The following is a 15,293-nucleotide window of genomic DNA, read 5'->3' on the forward strand; positions in this document are numbered from 1 at the left end:
GTTTTTATGCAGTATTTAATTATAATTTTTCTTATTATTGGTATAGGTATATTTGGTACACGCTATATTTTATTGAATATGGAGATTAAAAATGTAACCAATGAGTTAAATAAAATTAATGAGAATAAGACTAATTCAAAAATACTGCTAGGTTCAAGTAGAAAACAATTAGAAAAGTTATCTTTAGAAATAAATAAAACTTTAGAAGAAAAACAGAAAAATCAAGCTAAATATAAACGTATGGATTTAGAATTGAGGCAGGCGATTGCAAACATATCTCATGATTTGCGTACTCCACTTACATCAATAATGGGATATATGCAACTTATGGAAGAGAATGATATATCCCAAGATGAAAAAAAACAATATATAGACATAGTGAAAAATAGAACAAAATCATTAAAAAGTTTAATAACTAGCTTTTACGATTTATCGAGGCTGGAGGCAAATGAGTATGAATTTGAACTTAAATCACTAAATTTATACAATATAATGAGTGAGATAATAGTTTCATTTTACAATGATTTTGTGAGTAGAGGAGTAGAACCTATTATTGATATTGATGAGAAGGTATTCTTAGTTATTGTTGATGAAAATGCAGTAAAAAGAATAATTTCAAATTTAATACAAAATATGATAAAATATGGTAAGGAATTTGTATCTATATCATTGAAACAGAGAAGTGATTGTCTTATTACAACTTTTACAAATGATGCACCTAATTTAAATGAGGAAGATGCAAAACATTTATTTGAACGATTTTTCACAGCTGATCATGCAAGGACTGGTAAAAGTACTGGGCTTGGACTTGCTATAACAAAAGAATTAGTAGAACAAATGGGACACACAATTTGGGTAGAGTTATCACAGGGCAAGCTTAGTATAATGATAAAATGGAAAATGTATAGAAGGTTAGAATAATTTTATGAAAGTAAAATTATAGAATGGTTTATTGATATAAAGTTTAGTAAGGTGGTGCATTGTTGCACCATCTTTTAATTTACAATTAATCGACAATAATTTGACAAAATCGACAACGGTTTGATATAATTATTATTAATTTTATATAAAATATTTTATAAGATAATATTTTATATTATAATTTAAAATGGATGGGTAGTATCAATAAGGAACTACACCGAATTATAATTTTATAAGTGATTATTTCTGCTCATATCAAAAGAATGAGACAGTCAAGTAGTAGACAAACAAAAGGGTTGATTTTTGTATCACTTCTTATTCAAGTAAGCAAAGGAGTGATGCATTGAAGATCGGATTTATTGGGGCGGGAAAAGTAGGTTTTTCCCTAGGAAAATATTTTTCACTAAATAATGTTAAATTAACGGGCTATTATAGCAGAACCTATAGGTCTGCATTGAAAGCTGCAGAATTTACAGAAACAAAAGCATATAACAATCTAGAAAGTTTAATTAAAGATAGTGATACAATATTTATTACAACTCCTGATGATGCAATTCTTAGCATATGTGAGAAAATAATCAGCTTTGATTTAAGAGAAAAAATTATATGCCACACCAGTGGTTCGTTATCTTCAAATATCTTTTCAAATTTAAATCTCTTAGGTGTGTTCGGATATTCTATTCATCCTATGTTTCCATTTCCAAATAAATATACAACATATAAAAATTTAAAAGATGCTTATTTTTCAATTGAAGGAAGTAGAGAAAAGTTAGATGATATTAAAAAACTTATTCAATCTTTAGGTAATAAGTTTATTGTACGTGATGAAAATAAAGATTCACTTTATCATCTTGCTAATGTTACTGTTTCAAATTTAGTGTTGTCTTTACTAAATCTAGGCTGCACATATCTTCAACAGTGTGGTGTTAGAGAAGAGGATGCACTAGAAGCACTCTTTCCTTTAATAGAAAGTAATATAAGCAATTTAAAAAGCAAGGGATTTGTAAACGCTTTAACAGGCCCAATAGAAAGAGGCGATAGTGGAACAGTTAAACAGCATATTGAGGCTATTCCAAAAGAGGATCTGCAAATGTATAAGATCTTATCAAAAAATCTTTTAGAGATTTCTAAAAAGAAGAATTCAGACAGGGATTACAAAAGATTACAAGACTATTTAGGAGGAATTTAGGATGAAGAATAGTACAGCTACATTTAAAACTGCCAAATTAAATGGGGAAAAGCTTACCATGCTTACAGCTTATGATTATTCTACTGCAAAATTAGTAGATGAATCAGGTATAAATGGAATTTTAGTTGGAGATTCTGTTGGAATGGTTTGTCTTGGCTATAAAGATACATTAAGTGTAACTATGGAAGATATGATTCATCATACAAGAGCTGTTTCGAGAGGAGCAAAGAATGCTCTTGTAGTAGCAGATATGCCTTTTATGTCATATCAAACCTCTGTTTATGATGCAGTTAAAAATGCAGGAAGACTTATAAAAGAAGGAGAAGCACAAGCGGTGAAATTAGAAGGAGGAGCTGCTGTGTGTGAACAAATAGAAGCTATCGTTAAAGCTCAAATACCTGTAATGGGACATGTTGGACTTACTCCTCAATCTGTAAACATATTTGGCGGATTTAAGGTGCAAGGCAAAACACAAGATGCAGCAAAACAGCTTATAGAAGATGCTAAGAAAATAGAAAAGGCAGGAGCGTTTGCTATTGTATTTGAATGTGTTCCAGCAAAGGTTGCAGAATTAATTACTAAAGAAATTTTTATTCCTACAATTGGTATAGGAGCTGGTGCAGGCTGCGATGGGCAAATACTTGTTTATCAAGATATGCTTGGCATGTTTTCTGATTTTACACCTAAATTTATTAAAAGATATGCAAATATTGGAGATGTGATGAAAGTGGCTTTTAAAGAATATATAAAAGAAGTTCAAGAAGGTGTGTTCCCATCAAAAGAGCACTGCTTTAAGATAGATGAAGAAACATTAAAAAAACTATATTAAAAAGGGGGCAGGTGCGTAAGCACTGATTAATATGGATACTGTAAAGACAATAAAAGAAGTTAGAGAATATATAAAACAATGGAGAAGACAAGGACTATCAGTAGCACTTGTACCAACGATGGGGTACCTTCATGATGGACATAAAAGTCTTGTTGAAAGAGCATCAAAAGAAAATCATAGAGTTATTGTTAGTATTTTTGTTAATCCAACACAATTTGGACCAAATGAAGATTTAGATACTTATCCAAGAGATTTGGAACATGATAAAAAGGTCTGTGAAAGTGCAGGAGCAAGTTTGATTTTTAATCCTGAACCATCTGAAATGTATTTTGATGATAGATGTACTAATGTAGAAGTAGAAGGATTAACAAATGGATTATGTGGGGCAAAAAGACCAGGTCATTTCAGTGGTGTATGCACGGTAGTTTCAAAGTTATTTAATATAGTAACTCCAGATAGGGCTTATTTTGGTGAAAAAGATGCTCAGCAATTAGCTGTAATTAAAAGAATGGTTAGAGATTTAAGCTTTGATATAGAAATAGTAGGATGTCCAATTGTTAGAGAAAAAGATGGACTGGCTAAAAGTTCAAGAAATATTTATCTGTCAAAGGAAGAAAGGCAAGAGGCTCTTTCACTAAACAGAAGCTTAAGACGAGCAAAAAAACGTCTTAAAGATGGAGAAAGAGATACAAATATAATTAAGAAAGCTATAGAAGAAGAAATTAATAAAGAAACATTATCAAAAATAGATTATATAGAAATTATAAATAGTGAAGATTTAAAACCTGTTGAAAAAATAGAAAAAACAGTATTAATAGCTATAGCAGTATTTATTGGAAAAACAAGGCTAATAGATAATTTTACATTCGAAATGGAGGAAAAGTAGTATGATGATTAATATGTTGAAAAGTAAAATTCATAGAGCAGTTGTAACACAAGCTGATTTAAATTATGTAGGAAGTATAACAATAGATAAAAATTTAATGGAAAAAGCAAATATATTGGAAAATGAGAAGGTTCAAATTGTAGATATAAATAATGGAAGCAGATTTGAAACTTATGCTATAAGTGGAAAGCCTAATAGTGGAGTGATGTGTCTAAATGGTGCTGCTGCAAGATGTGTTCAGCCAGGAGATAAAATAATAATAATGACTTATTGTCAGATGGATGAAAAAGAAGCAAGAAAGCATAAGCCAGTAGTTGTTTTTGTAAATGAAGATAATACTATAAATGAAATAACAAATTATGAATCTAATGACTAAAAAATAATAGTATTAGCATAACTTTAGGCTGTTGGTTAATGAAATTTACCAACAGCCTTTTATTCTATAGGAGTTTATAAATTTTTAAAATTGTGGATAACTTTGATTCAAAGATTAAGAATATTGCGACGTAGCATTCTTAGCATAAGGTAATGTATCGGTACATTTGACGAAAAGCCTAATTTGTTAAATAATTGAATTAACTCATGGGGATTAAAGTTTGTACGTACAATGTATCTGATTATATTATTAGGGGAGGAATTTAAAGTGGAAAATAGATATGAATTAAATAAGAATTTAGCACAAATGTTTAAGGGTGGAGTTATCATGGATGTTGTTAATCCGGAAGAGGCTAAAATAGCTGAGGAAGCTGGAGCGGTAGCAGTTATGGCGTTAGAAAGAGTTCCATCTGATATTAGAAAGCAAGGCGGAGTTGCTAGAATGTCTGATCCTAAGATGATAAAGGGAATTCAAGAAGCTGTTTCTATACCAGTAATGGCAAAAGTAAGAATAGGTCACTTAGTAGAGGCACAAATTCTTGAAGCGCTAGGTGTAGATTATATAGATGAAAGTGAAGTTTTAACACCTGCTGATGATTTATTTCATATAAATAAAAAAGATTTTAAGATACCTTTTGTTTGTGGGGCTAGAAATTTAGGAGAAGCATTAAGAAGAATTGGAGAAGGTGCTTCTATGATAAGAACTAAAGGGGAAGCTGGTACAGGTAATGTTGTTGAAGCTGTAAGACACATGAGAACAGTAAGTTCAGAAATTAGAAAGCTTCAACTTATGCCAAAAGAAGAGTTGATGACAGCAGCTAAAGAAATGGGAGCACCATTTGATTTAGTTGAATATGTAGCTGAAAATGGTAAATTACCTGTTGTGAATTTTGCAGCTGGAGGAATTGCTACTCCTGCGGATGCAGCGCTTATGATGCAGTTAGGTTGTGATGGGGTGTTTGTAGGTTCAGGAATATTTAAATCTTCAAATCCAGAAAAAAGAGCAAGAGCTATAGTACAAGCTACTACATATTATAATGATCCTAGAGTTATAGCTCAGGTTTCAGAAGATTTAGGAGAGCCAATGGCTGGATTGGAGATTAGTAAATTAGATACAGAGTTTGCTAAAAGAGGATGGTAAAAATGATTAAGGTTGGGGTTTTGGATTTACAAGGTTCTGTTATAGAACATATAGAAATGTTGGACAAAATTGAAGGAGTACAACCAGTTAGAGTTAAATATGGTCACCAAATAGATGAAATAGATGGATTAATTATTCCGGGTGGAGAGAGCACAACTATAGGAAAACTTCTAAAAGCTTTTAAAATGGATTCTATATTAAAAGATAGGATAGAAAAAGGAATGCCGGTATGGGGAACTTGTGCCGGAATGATTTTAATAGCAAAGGAAATAGACGGTGAGGAAGATGCCCATCTTAAACTTATGAATATAGACGTAAAAAGAAATGCTTATGGAAGTCAATTAGGTAGTTTTGTGGTAGAAGAAAGTATACCAGAAATTTGCAATGAGCCTATTCCATTAGTCTTTATTAGAGCACCATATATAGAGACAATAGGAAATGGAGTTAAGGTTATAAAAAAAGTTGATGGAAAAATAGTTGCTGCAAGAGAGAGAAATATGCTAGTAACTTCTTTCCATCCAGAGTTAACTGATAATCAATTACTTCATAAATATTTTATTAATAGCTTTTTTAGTTAAAATATAATTATATATATACAAAATAAAACTTGTTTTATTATGATTTCTAACTTTTAATCGGTTAAAAAACATATAATGTGTAAAATGCATTATATGTTTTTTATGTGTTCGTGATTATGCAAATGTTCCATACAGTATTCATAGTATCCATTACATTTTGAACAGTATCTAAATTCCATGTTAGGGTCATCTTTTTCTGTTATACCGCATATTGTACATTTATGTTTTGTAGTTTCTTTTGGTAGTTTATCTCTAAAGTTTTTGCGATTATAATAAACTTGTCTATTAGTTTTAGTTCTTTTAATAATATCTTTTCCAAAAAATATAAAGTAATTAATTATGGAAATTATTGCAGCAAGTTTACTTGAAAAAGATCCAAATACTATTGTAAGTATTATAAAAATCCAATCAATTATAGCTAAATATTTTACTTTTACAGGTAAAATAAAGAATAATAATAATTGATAATCTGGATATATACGTGCAAATGCTAGGAATAGAGATAAATTTATGTAAAAAGGTGTACCTGTAGTTCCAAATGCAAATGCAAGAATGGTTGTTCCAAGCATGCCTAAAAAATAATAAAGGTTAAATTTGAAACTTCCCCATTCATGCTCTAATGACATTCCTACCATATAGTAAAAATGCAACACAAATATAATCCAAATAGGAGAAAAAGCTGGTGGTATGAATATATAAGTTATAAGTCTCCAAACTTCACCTTTCATAATTAAGTCAGGTACTAGTGTTAGCGTATTAATATATGTTGGATTAACATAAGTTAAAAGAAATACCAGACCGTTTAAGGCAACAATGTACATCATAAGATTTCTTATAGCAATATTACCAAATTTCCTCTCAAGTTTATCAAACCAGTGCATAATTACACTCCTTTCAATTTTTAATTGTTTTTTACACATACTTAATGAATTTATAGAAAGTTATCCACAGTTTTCACAATCAGTTAGTTAAGAAAAGTGTATAATTAAAAATTTCACTATATAAATTTCTCAATTAAGTTATATTTGTTTGTGAATAAATACATCCGCAGTAATTTTGTCTGTATAAATTATATTCGCTGCTTAATTCAATAGAACGTTTGTATCCGTTACGTTTTTTAAAATCTGAGTTAAGAAATTTCACTTCAAATTTTTCACTGATTCTTTCGCCAATTTTGTTTAGTTTTTCAGCATTTTTATGAGGACTTATAGATAAAGTTGTAGTAAAATAATCAAAGCCCAATTTCTTTGCTTGTTTTGCAGTTTCTTTTAATCTGAATTCGTAACATTTAAAACAGCGAATACCACCTTCTTTTTCCTTTTCTAATCCTTTTGTTAAGTTAAAGAATTCTTCAGGAATGTAGTCACCTTCAATAAAATCAATTTTTTTTACAGCAGGAAAATTTTTTATGAATTCCTTTTGTTCTTCAACTCTTTTCCTATATTCATATTCAGGATGAATATTAGGATTATAATAAAACACTGTAATGTTAAAAAATTCTGTAAGATATTCTAAAACATAACTGCTGCATGGTGCACAACAGCTGTGTAAAAAAAGAGAAGGTGTTTCTCTTAGAGTACCTATTTCTTTTAGTTTTTCATCTAAAATCTTTTGATAATTTATTTTCATTTTATCATCCTCTTTTATGTATATTATAATTTATAATCTTATAAAAGTATAAAGAAAAAATCAAGTTGCTGTCAACTATGAAGGTGCTTTGATTTTTTATATGTTTTAATATTGTTACAAAAATTAGTTTTTAATAAGTATTTATATTTAATAAAGCTAATATATCTTAAATATAGCTTAAATTAAATATTTACATTAACTATACTTAAGATAGATATGTTAAAATATACATAAATAAGAAAATAAAAAACAAAGTAAAAAAACAAAAGATAATGAAAGTAGGGGGAGAGTACAATGATGATAAATTATGAGCTTCTTTATAGAGGAGCAAATACAATGCTAAAGATAAAACTTGGACAAGGAGAATCTATTAAAGCAGAATCAGGTGCAATGGTAGCAATGAGCAATACTATTGATGTAGATGGAAAATTAGAAGGTGGATTGAAAGGCGGATTTGGAAGACTTTTGTCTGGAGAAAAGTTTTTCTTTCAAACTTTAAAAGCTTCTCGTGGAATGGGAGAGGTATTACTTTCACCAGCAAGTATAGGAGATGTTACTGCTTTAGAAATGGATGGAATGACATCTTATGTAGTTCAAAAAGATGGTTTTTTTGCAGGCTCAGATAGCCTTAATGTTTCAACAAAAATGCAGAATCTTGCAAAAGGAATTTTCTCAGGGGAAGGATTTTTTGTAATTAAGGTGAGTGGTAAAGGAACTTTATTTGTAAGTTCTTATGGATCAATACATCCATTAGATATAGAAGCGGGTCAAGAAGTGATTATAGATAATCAGCATCTTGTTGCATGGCCAGAAACAATGGAATATTCAATAGATAAAGCTTCAAAAGGTTGGGTATCATCATTTACTTCAGGAGAAGGACTTGTATGTAGATTTAAAGGACCTGGTAGAGTATACATCCAAACAAGAAACCCTCAAGGATTTGGACAATGGGTAAGACAGTTTATACCATCAAAATAATAATATATTCAGAGGTAACATTATTTTATTAACCAGTTAATGAAATTAAGGTGAAATTTTAAATTAATATAAAGAAAGTCTACAGTTAGATAAAATTTAGCTGTAGATTTTTTTATTGTTATTTTTTCAGGTATTTAAACAAAACTATAAAAGGAAGCTTCTAACTGTTTTAGAAGCTTCCTTTTGGGGAATATATATAATAAAAAGAAAATTAGCATGATTTTAATAAAGATTTTTATATAGTATTTACTTTTGATACGTTAAGTATTAAATAAACGATTTTTCATATTATTATAGTTCATAGTGATTAGCAAGTACTTTTGAATAATTATACCATAAATTTAATAAATATTCAAGAAGTGAAATGAAAAAATAATTATAATTCAAAAAAATAAATATAAATAAGTAATTTATCAAAATATACAATAATCATATAAAAAATGTGCAAAGGAATGTATAAATATAAAAAGTAGGGTTAGCGTAAAGTTATTATAAGATTTTAAGGTCATTTAAGTTAGAAATAACTTCTTTATTCATTATTTGTTTCTCCAGTCTTATATCTAATTAATAATTCAATTAAAGATATTTATAGTTTAACCTAACAATTTATTAAAGATGTAAAAAATATAATTAAAGAAATGTAGTTAGAGATATATAAGGTGAAGTCTATATTTTTTTAACGATAGTAATTGAATACAATCGCAGTAACATATGTTTTTGACAAAAAAATAGTGTAAGAATATAATTTAAGTAAGTAAATAGCAAATGCTATATAATCTAAGGTTTGTTTAGGGGGAAATAGGATGTCTTTGAAAGAAATAAGAACATCTGTACAAGAAGTAGCAGAAGCTATAGCTGCAGTACTACATGTAGATGTTACTATTGTTGATGAAGATTTAATGAGAGTAGCTGCTACTGGTGAATATAAAAATTGTATAGGCGAAAAAATACCTAAAAAATGTTTGTTCGAATTTGTGTTAAATGAAAAGAAACCCAATTATGCAGATAAATTTCGCTCTAATCATATTTGTGAAAAGTGTTCTGCAAAATCTACCTGTAATGAATTTTCCACTATAGGATATCCAATATTTAAAGGTAATGAGGTAATAGGGGTAATAGGAATAAATTCTTTTAGAGAAGAACAGGAAAAGATAATTAGAGAAAACTATGATTCTTTAATGATTTTTCTTGAAAAACTGAGTGTTATTTTACTTGGAAATATAATCTATAGTCAAACGATAAAACAGCTTAAAATTCAAACAGAAGAGACTAATAAAATAATAGATAGTTTAAGTGATGGGATTTTATGTGTTGATAGTAAAGGTATGATAAAGTATACGAATAAAAAAGCTGAGAAAATTTTTGAGACTATTAAAGAAAATATAATTAATCATCCTGTAAAAGAAATTATACCTAATATAGATTTAGAATTAACTGGAGTTAAGTATAATACTGAGAAAATTAATGTAAATGGAAAAAAAATTAGTTTAACAATTAAAAGTAATCCTGTTATTTTTCAAGGGAAAAAAGTTAGTAATATAATTGAGGTTAACAAGACTAGCGATGAAGTTCGTGATGCATATAAGCTTATTGAAGGAGAAAAAATAGTAAAATTTGAAGATATAATAGGTGAAAGTAAAAGTATAAAAAATGTAAAAAATATTTCAAAAAATATAGCTAAAAGTAATTCTACTATTATCTTAAGGGGAGAAAGTGGAACGGGAAAAGAGCTTTTTGCAAGAGCTATACATTATAAAAGTAATAGACGTAGAGCGCCTTTTATTGCAATAAATTGTGCATCAATTCCAGATAATCTTCTTGAAAGTGAGTTGTTTGGTTATGAAGGAGGAGCATTTTCTGGTGCTAGACGGGAAGGGCAGATGGGAAAATTTGAATTAGCAAATGGCGGTACTATATTTTTAGATGAAATTGGAGATATGCCAATTCATCTTCAACCTAAAATTTTAAGAGTTCTTCAGGAACAAAGATTCAGAAGAATTGGTGGAAAAAAAGAAATCTCTGTAAGTGTTAGGATTATAGCTGCAACTAATAGGAATCTCGAAGATATGGTTAAAAATGGACAGTTTAGAGAAGATTTATATTATAGATTGAATGTAATACCTATTTTCTTACCAAGTTTAAAAGAAAGATCACAAGATGTCCTTCTTTTAAGTGAATATTTACTTGGAAAATTTTGTGATAGGCTTGAAAAAGAAAACAAAAGATTTTCTAATGAACTTAAGGATATATTTGTGACATATAATTGGCCAGGGAATATACGGGAACTTGAAAACGTTATAGAATATTTGGTTAATATAACAGAAGAAGAAATAATAACACCACAAAATTTACCTGTTACAGTGCAGCAAAGACTTTATGAATATGAATCGCAAAGTAAACTGAGTCTTAAGAGCAGAGTAGAAAGTTATGAAGCAAACCTACTGATAGCTATGATCGAGAAGTATGGGAATGATGTTAAGGGTAAGAGTAAAATTGTAGAAGAATTAGGAATAGAACTTTCTACATTATATAGAAAACTAAAAAAATATAATTTATAAAACTAAAAAATTGGTATAATTACAAGATTAGATAGCTACATGTAAATTTCATTATTCATTGCTTTGAAAAATTTTCTTTTAAGGGTGAGAATAAGCTTAAAATATAGTTAAAGAGAAATTTTAAGATGCTATTCACAATGAAATTTATTAAGTGAAAGTTAGCATAATAAAAGAAAAGTGCGTTGCACTTTTCTTTTATTATGATTTAGATAAAACTTTTTCGAAAATAGCTAATGCTGAATCTATTTCTTCAAATGATACATTCAAAGGTGGTAGAAAACGAATGACATCTTTACCAGCACTTACAAGGAGTAGACCTTCAGCAAAACATTCATTAACAAATTTCTTAGTATCGCTAGAAATACATACACCTATTAGTAGACCTATTCCTCTTATTTCGTTAATTATTGGATATTTTTCTTTGAATTTATTAAGTTTGTTAAATATATAGTTACTTTTTTCATTAATAGAGGATATAATTCCACCATCTATTAGTTCAGTAAGAACAGCGTATGATACTGCACATGCTAATGGGTTTCCACCAAAGGTAGTACCGTGATCACCAGGTACGAATGCTGAAGAAGCTTTCTTATTTGCAAGAATAGCTCCTATAGGGAAGCCGCAACCTAAAGCTTTTGCCATACATACAACATCTGGGATTACACCAAATTTTTCATATGCAAAAAGACTTCCACATCTTCCAATACCACATTGTACTTCGTCAAAAATAAGGATAGCATTGAATTGTTCACAAAGTTGTTTTACTTCCATTAAGTATTCTACATTAGCGGATATAATGCCGCCTTCACCCTGAATAGGTTCTAAAATCACTCCACAAACAGTATCATCCATGATTTCTTTTATGGCTTCTATATTATTAAAAGGAACACTTTCAACTCCTCCAATTAAAGGAGCGAAATTTTTTTGATACTTTTTTTGTCCTGTTACAGAGAGTGCTCCCATAGTTCTACCGTGAAAGGAGTTATCCATATATATGATTTTATATTTGTTTTCTCCAATTATTTTTCCATGTTTTCGTGCAAGCTTTAAAGCAGCTTCAATTGCTTCTGTTCCACTATTACAGAAGAATACTTGATCATGGTCACTATTTTCACATAGTTTTTGTGCAAGTTTTATGTTATTTGAGTTCCAATAATAGTTTGAAATATGCATGAGTTTTGAACTTTGTTCTTTAATAGTATTAACTACAACAGGGTTTGAATGTCCAAGACAATTAACTGCAATTCCGGAAACAAAGTCTAAGTATTCTTTTCCGTTGTCATCATATAATTTTGTTCCTATACCTTTTTCGAAGCTAACATCAAATCTTCCATAAGTATTCATTATATTGGTTTTTGACATTTTTATCACATCCTTTTAAATTTATGGTGCTTCCAAAGTTATTAAAATTCTTATTAAGTAAGAAGAGAGCGAACATCATTTTTACAGTTCAACAGATATAAGTGTTTTTTATTAATCATATATAATATCGATCCTTGATTGTTTAAAATAACTTTTGAATAATTATACTTCAAAAATTATAAATATGCAATAAGAAAGTCAAGGAAATTTAAAGATAATTAAAGAAAACAACGAAAAATATTGCATAAATATTCGTTAACGTGTATAATTAGTTTATATATTTTAAGGGGTGATTCTATGATAAAAGGGGCTGTAGTTGGATCTACAGGTTACGCAGGTCAACAACTTGTGTGGTTTTTGCATAATCATAAACATGTAAAAATAGAATTTTTGGTTTCTCATACTTATGCAGAAGAAAAATTTTCGAAAATATATAATAATTATACGGAGATTATACAAAATAAATGTATAAGTATACATCAAATGGAAGAAAAATTAGAAGAAATAGATGTATTGTTTATAGCATTACCTCATGGTAAATCTTTTAATATAGTAAAAAAAGCTTTGGATAAAGGCGTTAAGGTTATAGATTTAGGAGCTGATTTTAGATTGAATGAATCTGCATGTTATGAAGAGTGGTATGGATTAGAGCAGAGGTTTCCTGAATTATTAAAAGATGCGGTATATGGACTTGTAGAAATTTATAGAGATAAGATTAAAAAGGCTGAATTTGTTGCAAATCCTGGATGTTATACAACTGCCAGTATATTAGCATTATATCCATTATTAAATAAGGGAATAATAGAAATAGATTCTATAATAATTGATGCAAAATCTGCAGTATCTGGAGCAGGTAGAGGATTAAAAGTTACATCTCTATATGGAGAGTGTAATGAATCGATAAAAGCTTATGGAGTTACTGGACATAGACATACTCCTGAAATAGAACAGGAATTATCAAAAGCGGCGGGTGAAAAAATTATACTAAACTTTACACCACATTTAGTGCCTATGAATAGAGGTATTTTAGCTACCTGTTATGGAAAACTTAAAAACAATATATCACAAGAGGAAATATATAAAATTTATAAAGAATTTTATAAGGACGAGTATTTTATAAGAATTGCAGATGAATTGCCAGAAACTAGAAATGTTAGAGGAAGTAATTTTTGTGATATAGGTATAAGAGTTGACGAAAGAACAAAAAGGGTTATTGTAGTATCAGCTATAGATAATTTGATAAAAGGAGCGGCTGGGCAAGCAGTCCAAAATATGAATTTGATGTTTGGTTTAGAAGAAAATGAAGGAATAAATATTCTTTCAATGGCAATTTAATAAGAAAGGAGAATAAATATGAAAATATTAAAAGATAAATCTATATCTGATGTACAAGGATTTAAAACGGCTGGAATTGCAGCGGGATTTAAAAAGAGTGGTAAAAAAGATTTAGCACTTATATATAGTGAAAAGAAAGCAGTATCAGCTGGAACTTTTACTACAAATAAGGTTAAAGCAGCACCAGTAATTTTAAATATGGAATATATAAAAAATGAAAATACTCAAGCTATTATTGTTAATAGTGGTCAGGCTAACGCTTGTACAGGTGAAGCAGGATTTGAGGATGCTAAAGTTATATCAAAAATAACTGCCGATGAATTAGGGCTTAATGAAAAGGAAGTGCTTCAAGCATCAACGGGAGTAATTGGAGTATCTATACCTATGGACATCATGAAGAATGGAATTAAAAATGTTTGTGCTTTAAAATCTAATGAAGGGGGAAAAAATACTGTAGAAGCTATAATGACAACAGATACAAAAACTAAAGAGATAACAGTAGAAATTCTCCTAGGTGGTAAAAAAGTATTGATAAGCGGAATAGCGAAAGGTTCTGGAATGATAAAGCCTAATATGGCAACTATGCTTAGCTTTGTAGTAACAGATGCAAATATAAGTAAAGCTATGCTTAATAAGGTTGTAAAGGCTAGTGTTAAAGATTCCTATAATATGATTTCAGTAGATGGAGATACAAGCACAAATGATATGATGATTTGCATTGCCAATGGAGCAGCACAAAATGAACTTATTGACAGTGAAAATGAAGAATTTATAATTTTTAAAGAAGCGCTAGATTTTGTAAACAAGGAACTTGCAAAGAAAATGGCCAGAGATGGTGAAGGGGCTACAAAGCTTATAGAGGTGGAGGTTGTAAATGCAAAAGATTTGGAAAGTGCAAAGATGTGTGCTATGTCTGTTGTTTCTTCAAATCTTGTTAAAGCAGCTTTATTTGGAAGTGATCCAAATTGGGGAAGAATTGTATGTGCTGTTGGGTATTCAGGAGCAGATTTTGATCCTAATAAAGTAGATGTGCAGTTTAAAAGTTTAGTAGGAGAAATAAAGGTTTTTGAGAACGGTATGAATATATACTTTAATGAAGAGAAAGCATCAAAGATTTTAGAACAAGAGAAAATAGTAATTTACGTTAATTTAAATGAAGGAGAATATGCTGCAAAAGCTTGGGGATGTGACCTCACATATAAGTATGTAAAAATTAATGGGGAATATAGAACTTAATTTTGGGATAAGCCATTCAATAGAGTGGCTTATTTTTGTGTGCAAAATATATCTTTGAAAAAATAGTGTAAGAATATAATTTAAGCAAATAAAATATAAAAGATTAATTTGTAAAAATGAGAAAAGTATTTGCAAAAATGCAAAAAACAAAATAATTTAAGGTTTTAGCTTATTAAAGGTTTTGTACTTATAAAATATTATTTATAGGTATAAGACTTTTATTTTTGCAAAATTAAAATTAAATTATTTATTTAAAATATAGTTATTAACAGGTTT

Annotated in this window: 14 protein-coding genes; 11 read left to right on the forward strand and 3 right to left on the reverse strand. The window is 29.1% G+C overall.

All coding sequences use genetic code 11. The features are described 5' to 3' along the window. Positions 1-6 precede the first annotated feature (6 nt). The 7 genes from OW763_RS11420 (at position 7) to pdxT (ending at position 5,919) form a co-directional block, all read left to right on the forward strand. On the forward strand, positions 7-921 hold the full coding sequence (locus OW763_RS11420) for a sensor histidine kinase (protein ID WP_268041273.1): 915 nt from the start codon (positions 7-9) through the stop codon (positions 919-921). Between the two features lie 307 nt (positions 922-1,228). Then, the gene (locus OW763_RS11425; protein WP_268041344.1) at positions 1,229-2,110 is read left to right on the forward strand and encodes a Rossmann-like and DUF2520 domain-containing protein; all 882 of its coding nucleotides are present in this window, start codon (positions 1,229-1,231) and stop codon (positions 2,108-2,110) included. Position 2,111: 1 nt separating this feature from the next. Further along, positions 2,112-2,939, forward strand: coding sequence for a 3-methyl-2-oxobutanoate hydroxymethyltransferase (gene panB, locus OW763_RS11430; protein ID WP_268041274.1), 828 nt, complete (start codon positions 2,112-2,114; stop codon positions 2,937-2,939). Between the two features lie 31 nt (positions 2,940-2,970). Then, entirely contained in the window at positions 2,971-3,825 is an 855-nt protein-coding gene (gene panC / locus OW763_RS11435) for a pantoate--beta-alanine ligase (protein ID WP_268041275.1), read from the forward strand. A 1-nt stretch (position 3,826) separates the two neighbouring features. Further along, positions 3,827-4,201 carry an aspartate 1-decarboxylase gene (gene panD / locus OW763_RS11440; protein WP_268041276.1) on the forward strand — a complete coding sequence of 125 codons (375 nt, stop codon included), beginning with the start codon at positions 3,827-3,829 and terminating at the stop codon, positions 4,199-4,201. Between the two features lie 267 nt (positions 4,202-4,468). Continuing rightward, positions 4,469-5,341 (forward strand): pyridoxal 5'-phosphate synthase lyase subunit PdxS, encoded by an 873-nt coding sequence (gene pdxS, locus OW763_RS11445; RefSeq protein ID WP_268041277.1) that lies wholly within the window; start codon positions 4,469-4,471, stop codon positions 5,339-5,341. 2 nt (positions 5,342-5,343) lie between these two features. Next, positions 5,344-5,919: a pyridoxal 5'-phosphate synthase glutaminase subunit PdxT gene (gene pdxT, locus OW763_RS11450; protein ID WP_268041278.1), complete on the forward strand. Its 576-nt coding sequence runs from the start codon at positions 5,344-5,346 to the stop codon at positions 5,917-5,919. An 89-nt stretch (positions 5,920-6,008) separates the two neighbouring features. Here the strand turns inward: pdxT and OW763_RS11455 are convergent, their stop codons facing one another. Both OW763_RS11455 and OW763_RS11460 read right to left on the reverse strand, forming a co-directional pair. Then, positions 6,009-6,800, reverse strand: a complete 792-nt coding sequence (locus OW763_RS11455; protein ID WP_268041279.1) for a rhomboid family intramembrane serine protease — start codon at positions 6,798-6,800, stop codon at positions 6,009-6,011. A 133-nt stretch (positions 6,801-6,933) separates the two neighbouring features. Beyond that, a complete protein-coding gene (locus tag OW763_RS11460; RefSeq protein WP_268041280.1) occupies positions 6,934-7,548 on the reverse strand; it encodes an epoxyqueuosine reductase QueH in 615 nt (204 codons plus the stop codon). A gap of 294 nt (positions 7,549-7,842) precedes the next feature. Here OW763_RS11460 and OW763_RS11465 point away from each other — a divergent pair, with 294 nt between their 5' ends. Together OW763_RS11465 and OW763_RS11470 are read left to right on the forward strand one after the other, a co-directional pair. Next, a complete protein-coding gene (locus tag OW763_RS11465) occupies positions 7,843-8,526 on the forward strand; it encodes a TIGR00266 family protein (RefSeq protein WP_272507434.1) in 684 nt (227 codons plus the stop codon). 803 nt (positions 8,527-9,329) lie between these two features. Next, positions 9,330-11,084: a sigma-54 interaction domain-containing protein gene (locus OW763_RS11470; RefSeq protein WP_268041281.1), complete on the forward strand. Its 1,755-nt coding sequence runs from the start codon at positions 9,330-9,332 to the stop codon at positions 11,082-11,084. Positions 11,085-11,282: 198 nt separating this feature from the next. On the opposite strand, the gene OW763_RS11475 is transcribed toward OW763_RS11470, so the two are convergent. Beyond that, the gene (locus OW763_RS11475) at positions 11,283-12,446 is read right to left on the reverse strand and encodes an aspartate aminotransferase family protein (RefSeq protein ID WP_268041282.1); all 1,164 of its coding nucleotides are present in this window, start codon (positions 12,444-12,446) and stop codon (positions 11,283-11,285) included. A 297-nt stretch (positions 12,447-12,743) separates the two neighbouring features. Between OW763_RS11475 and argC the strand changes: the two genes are divergently transcribed. Both argC and argJ read left to right on the forward strand, forming a co-directional pair. Next, the gene (argC, locus tag OW763_RS11480) at positions 12,744-13,781 is read left to right on the forward strand and encodes an N-acetyl-gamma-glutamyl-phosphate reductase (protein ID WP_268041283.1); all 1,038 of its coding nucleotides are present in this window, start codon (positions 12,744-12,746) and stop codon (positions 13,779-13,781) included. Positions 13,782-13,799: 18 nt separating this feature from the next. Beyond that, positions 13,800-15,017, forward strand: a complete 1,218-nt coding sequence (argJ, locus tag OW763_RS11485; protein ID WP_268041284.1) for a bifunctional glutamate N-acetyltransferase/amino-acid acetyltransferase ArgJ — start codon at positions 13,800-13,802, stop codon at positions 15,015-15,017. The last annotated feature ends 276 nt before the right edge of the window (positions 15,018-15,293 follow it).

The organism is Clostridium aestuarii, from assembly GCF_026735135.1.
Lineage (GTDB): Bacteria > Bacillota > Clostridia > Clostridiales > Clostridiaceae > Clostridium_H > Clostridium_H aestuarii.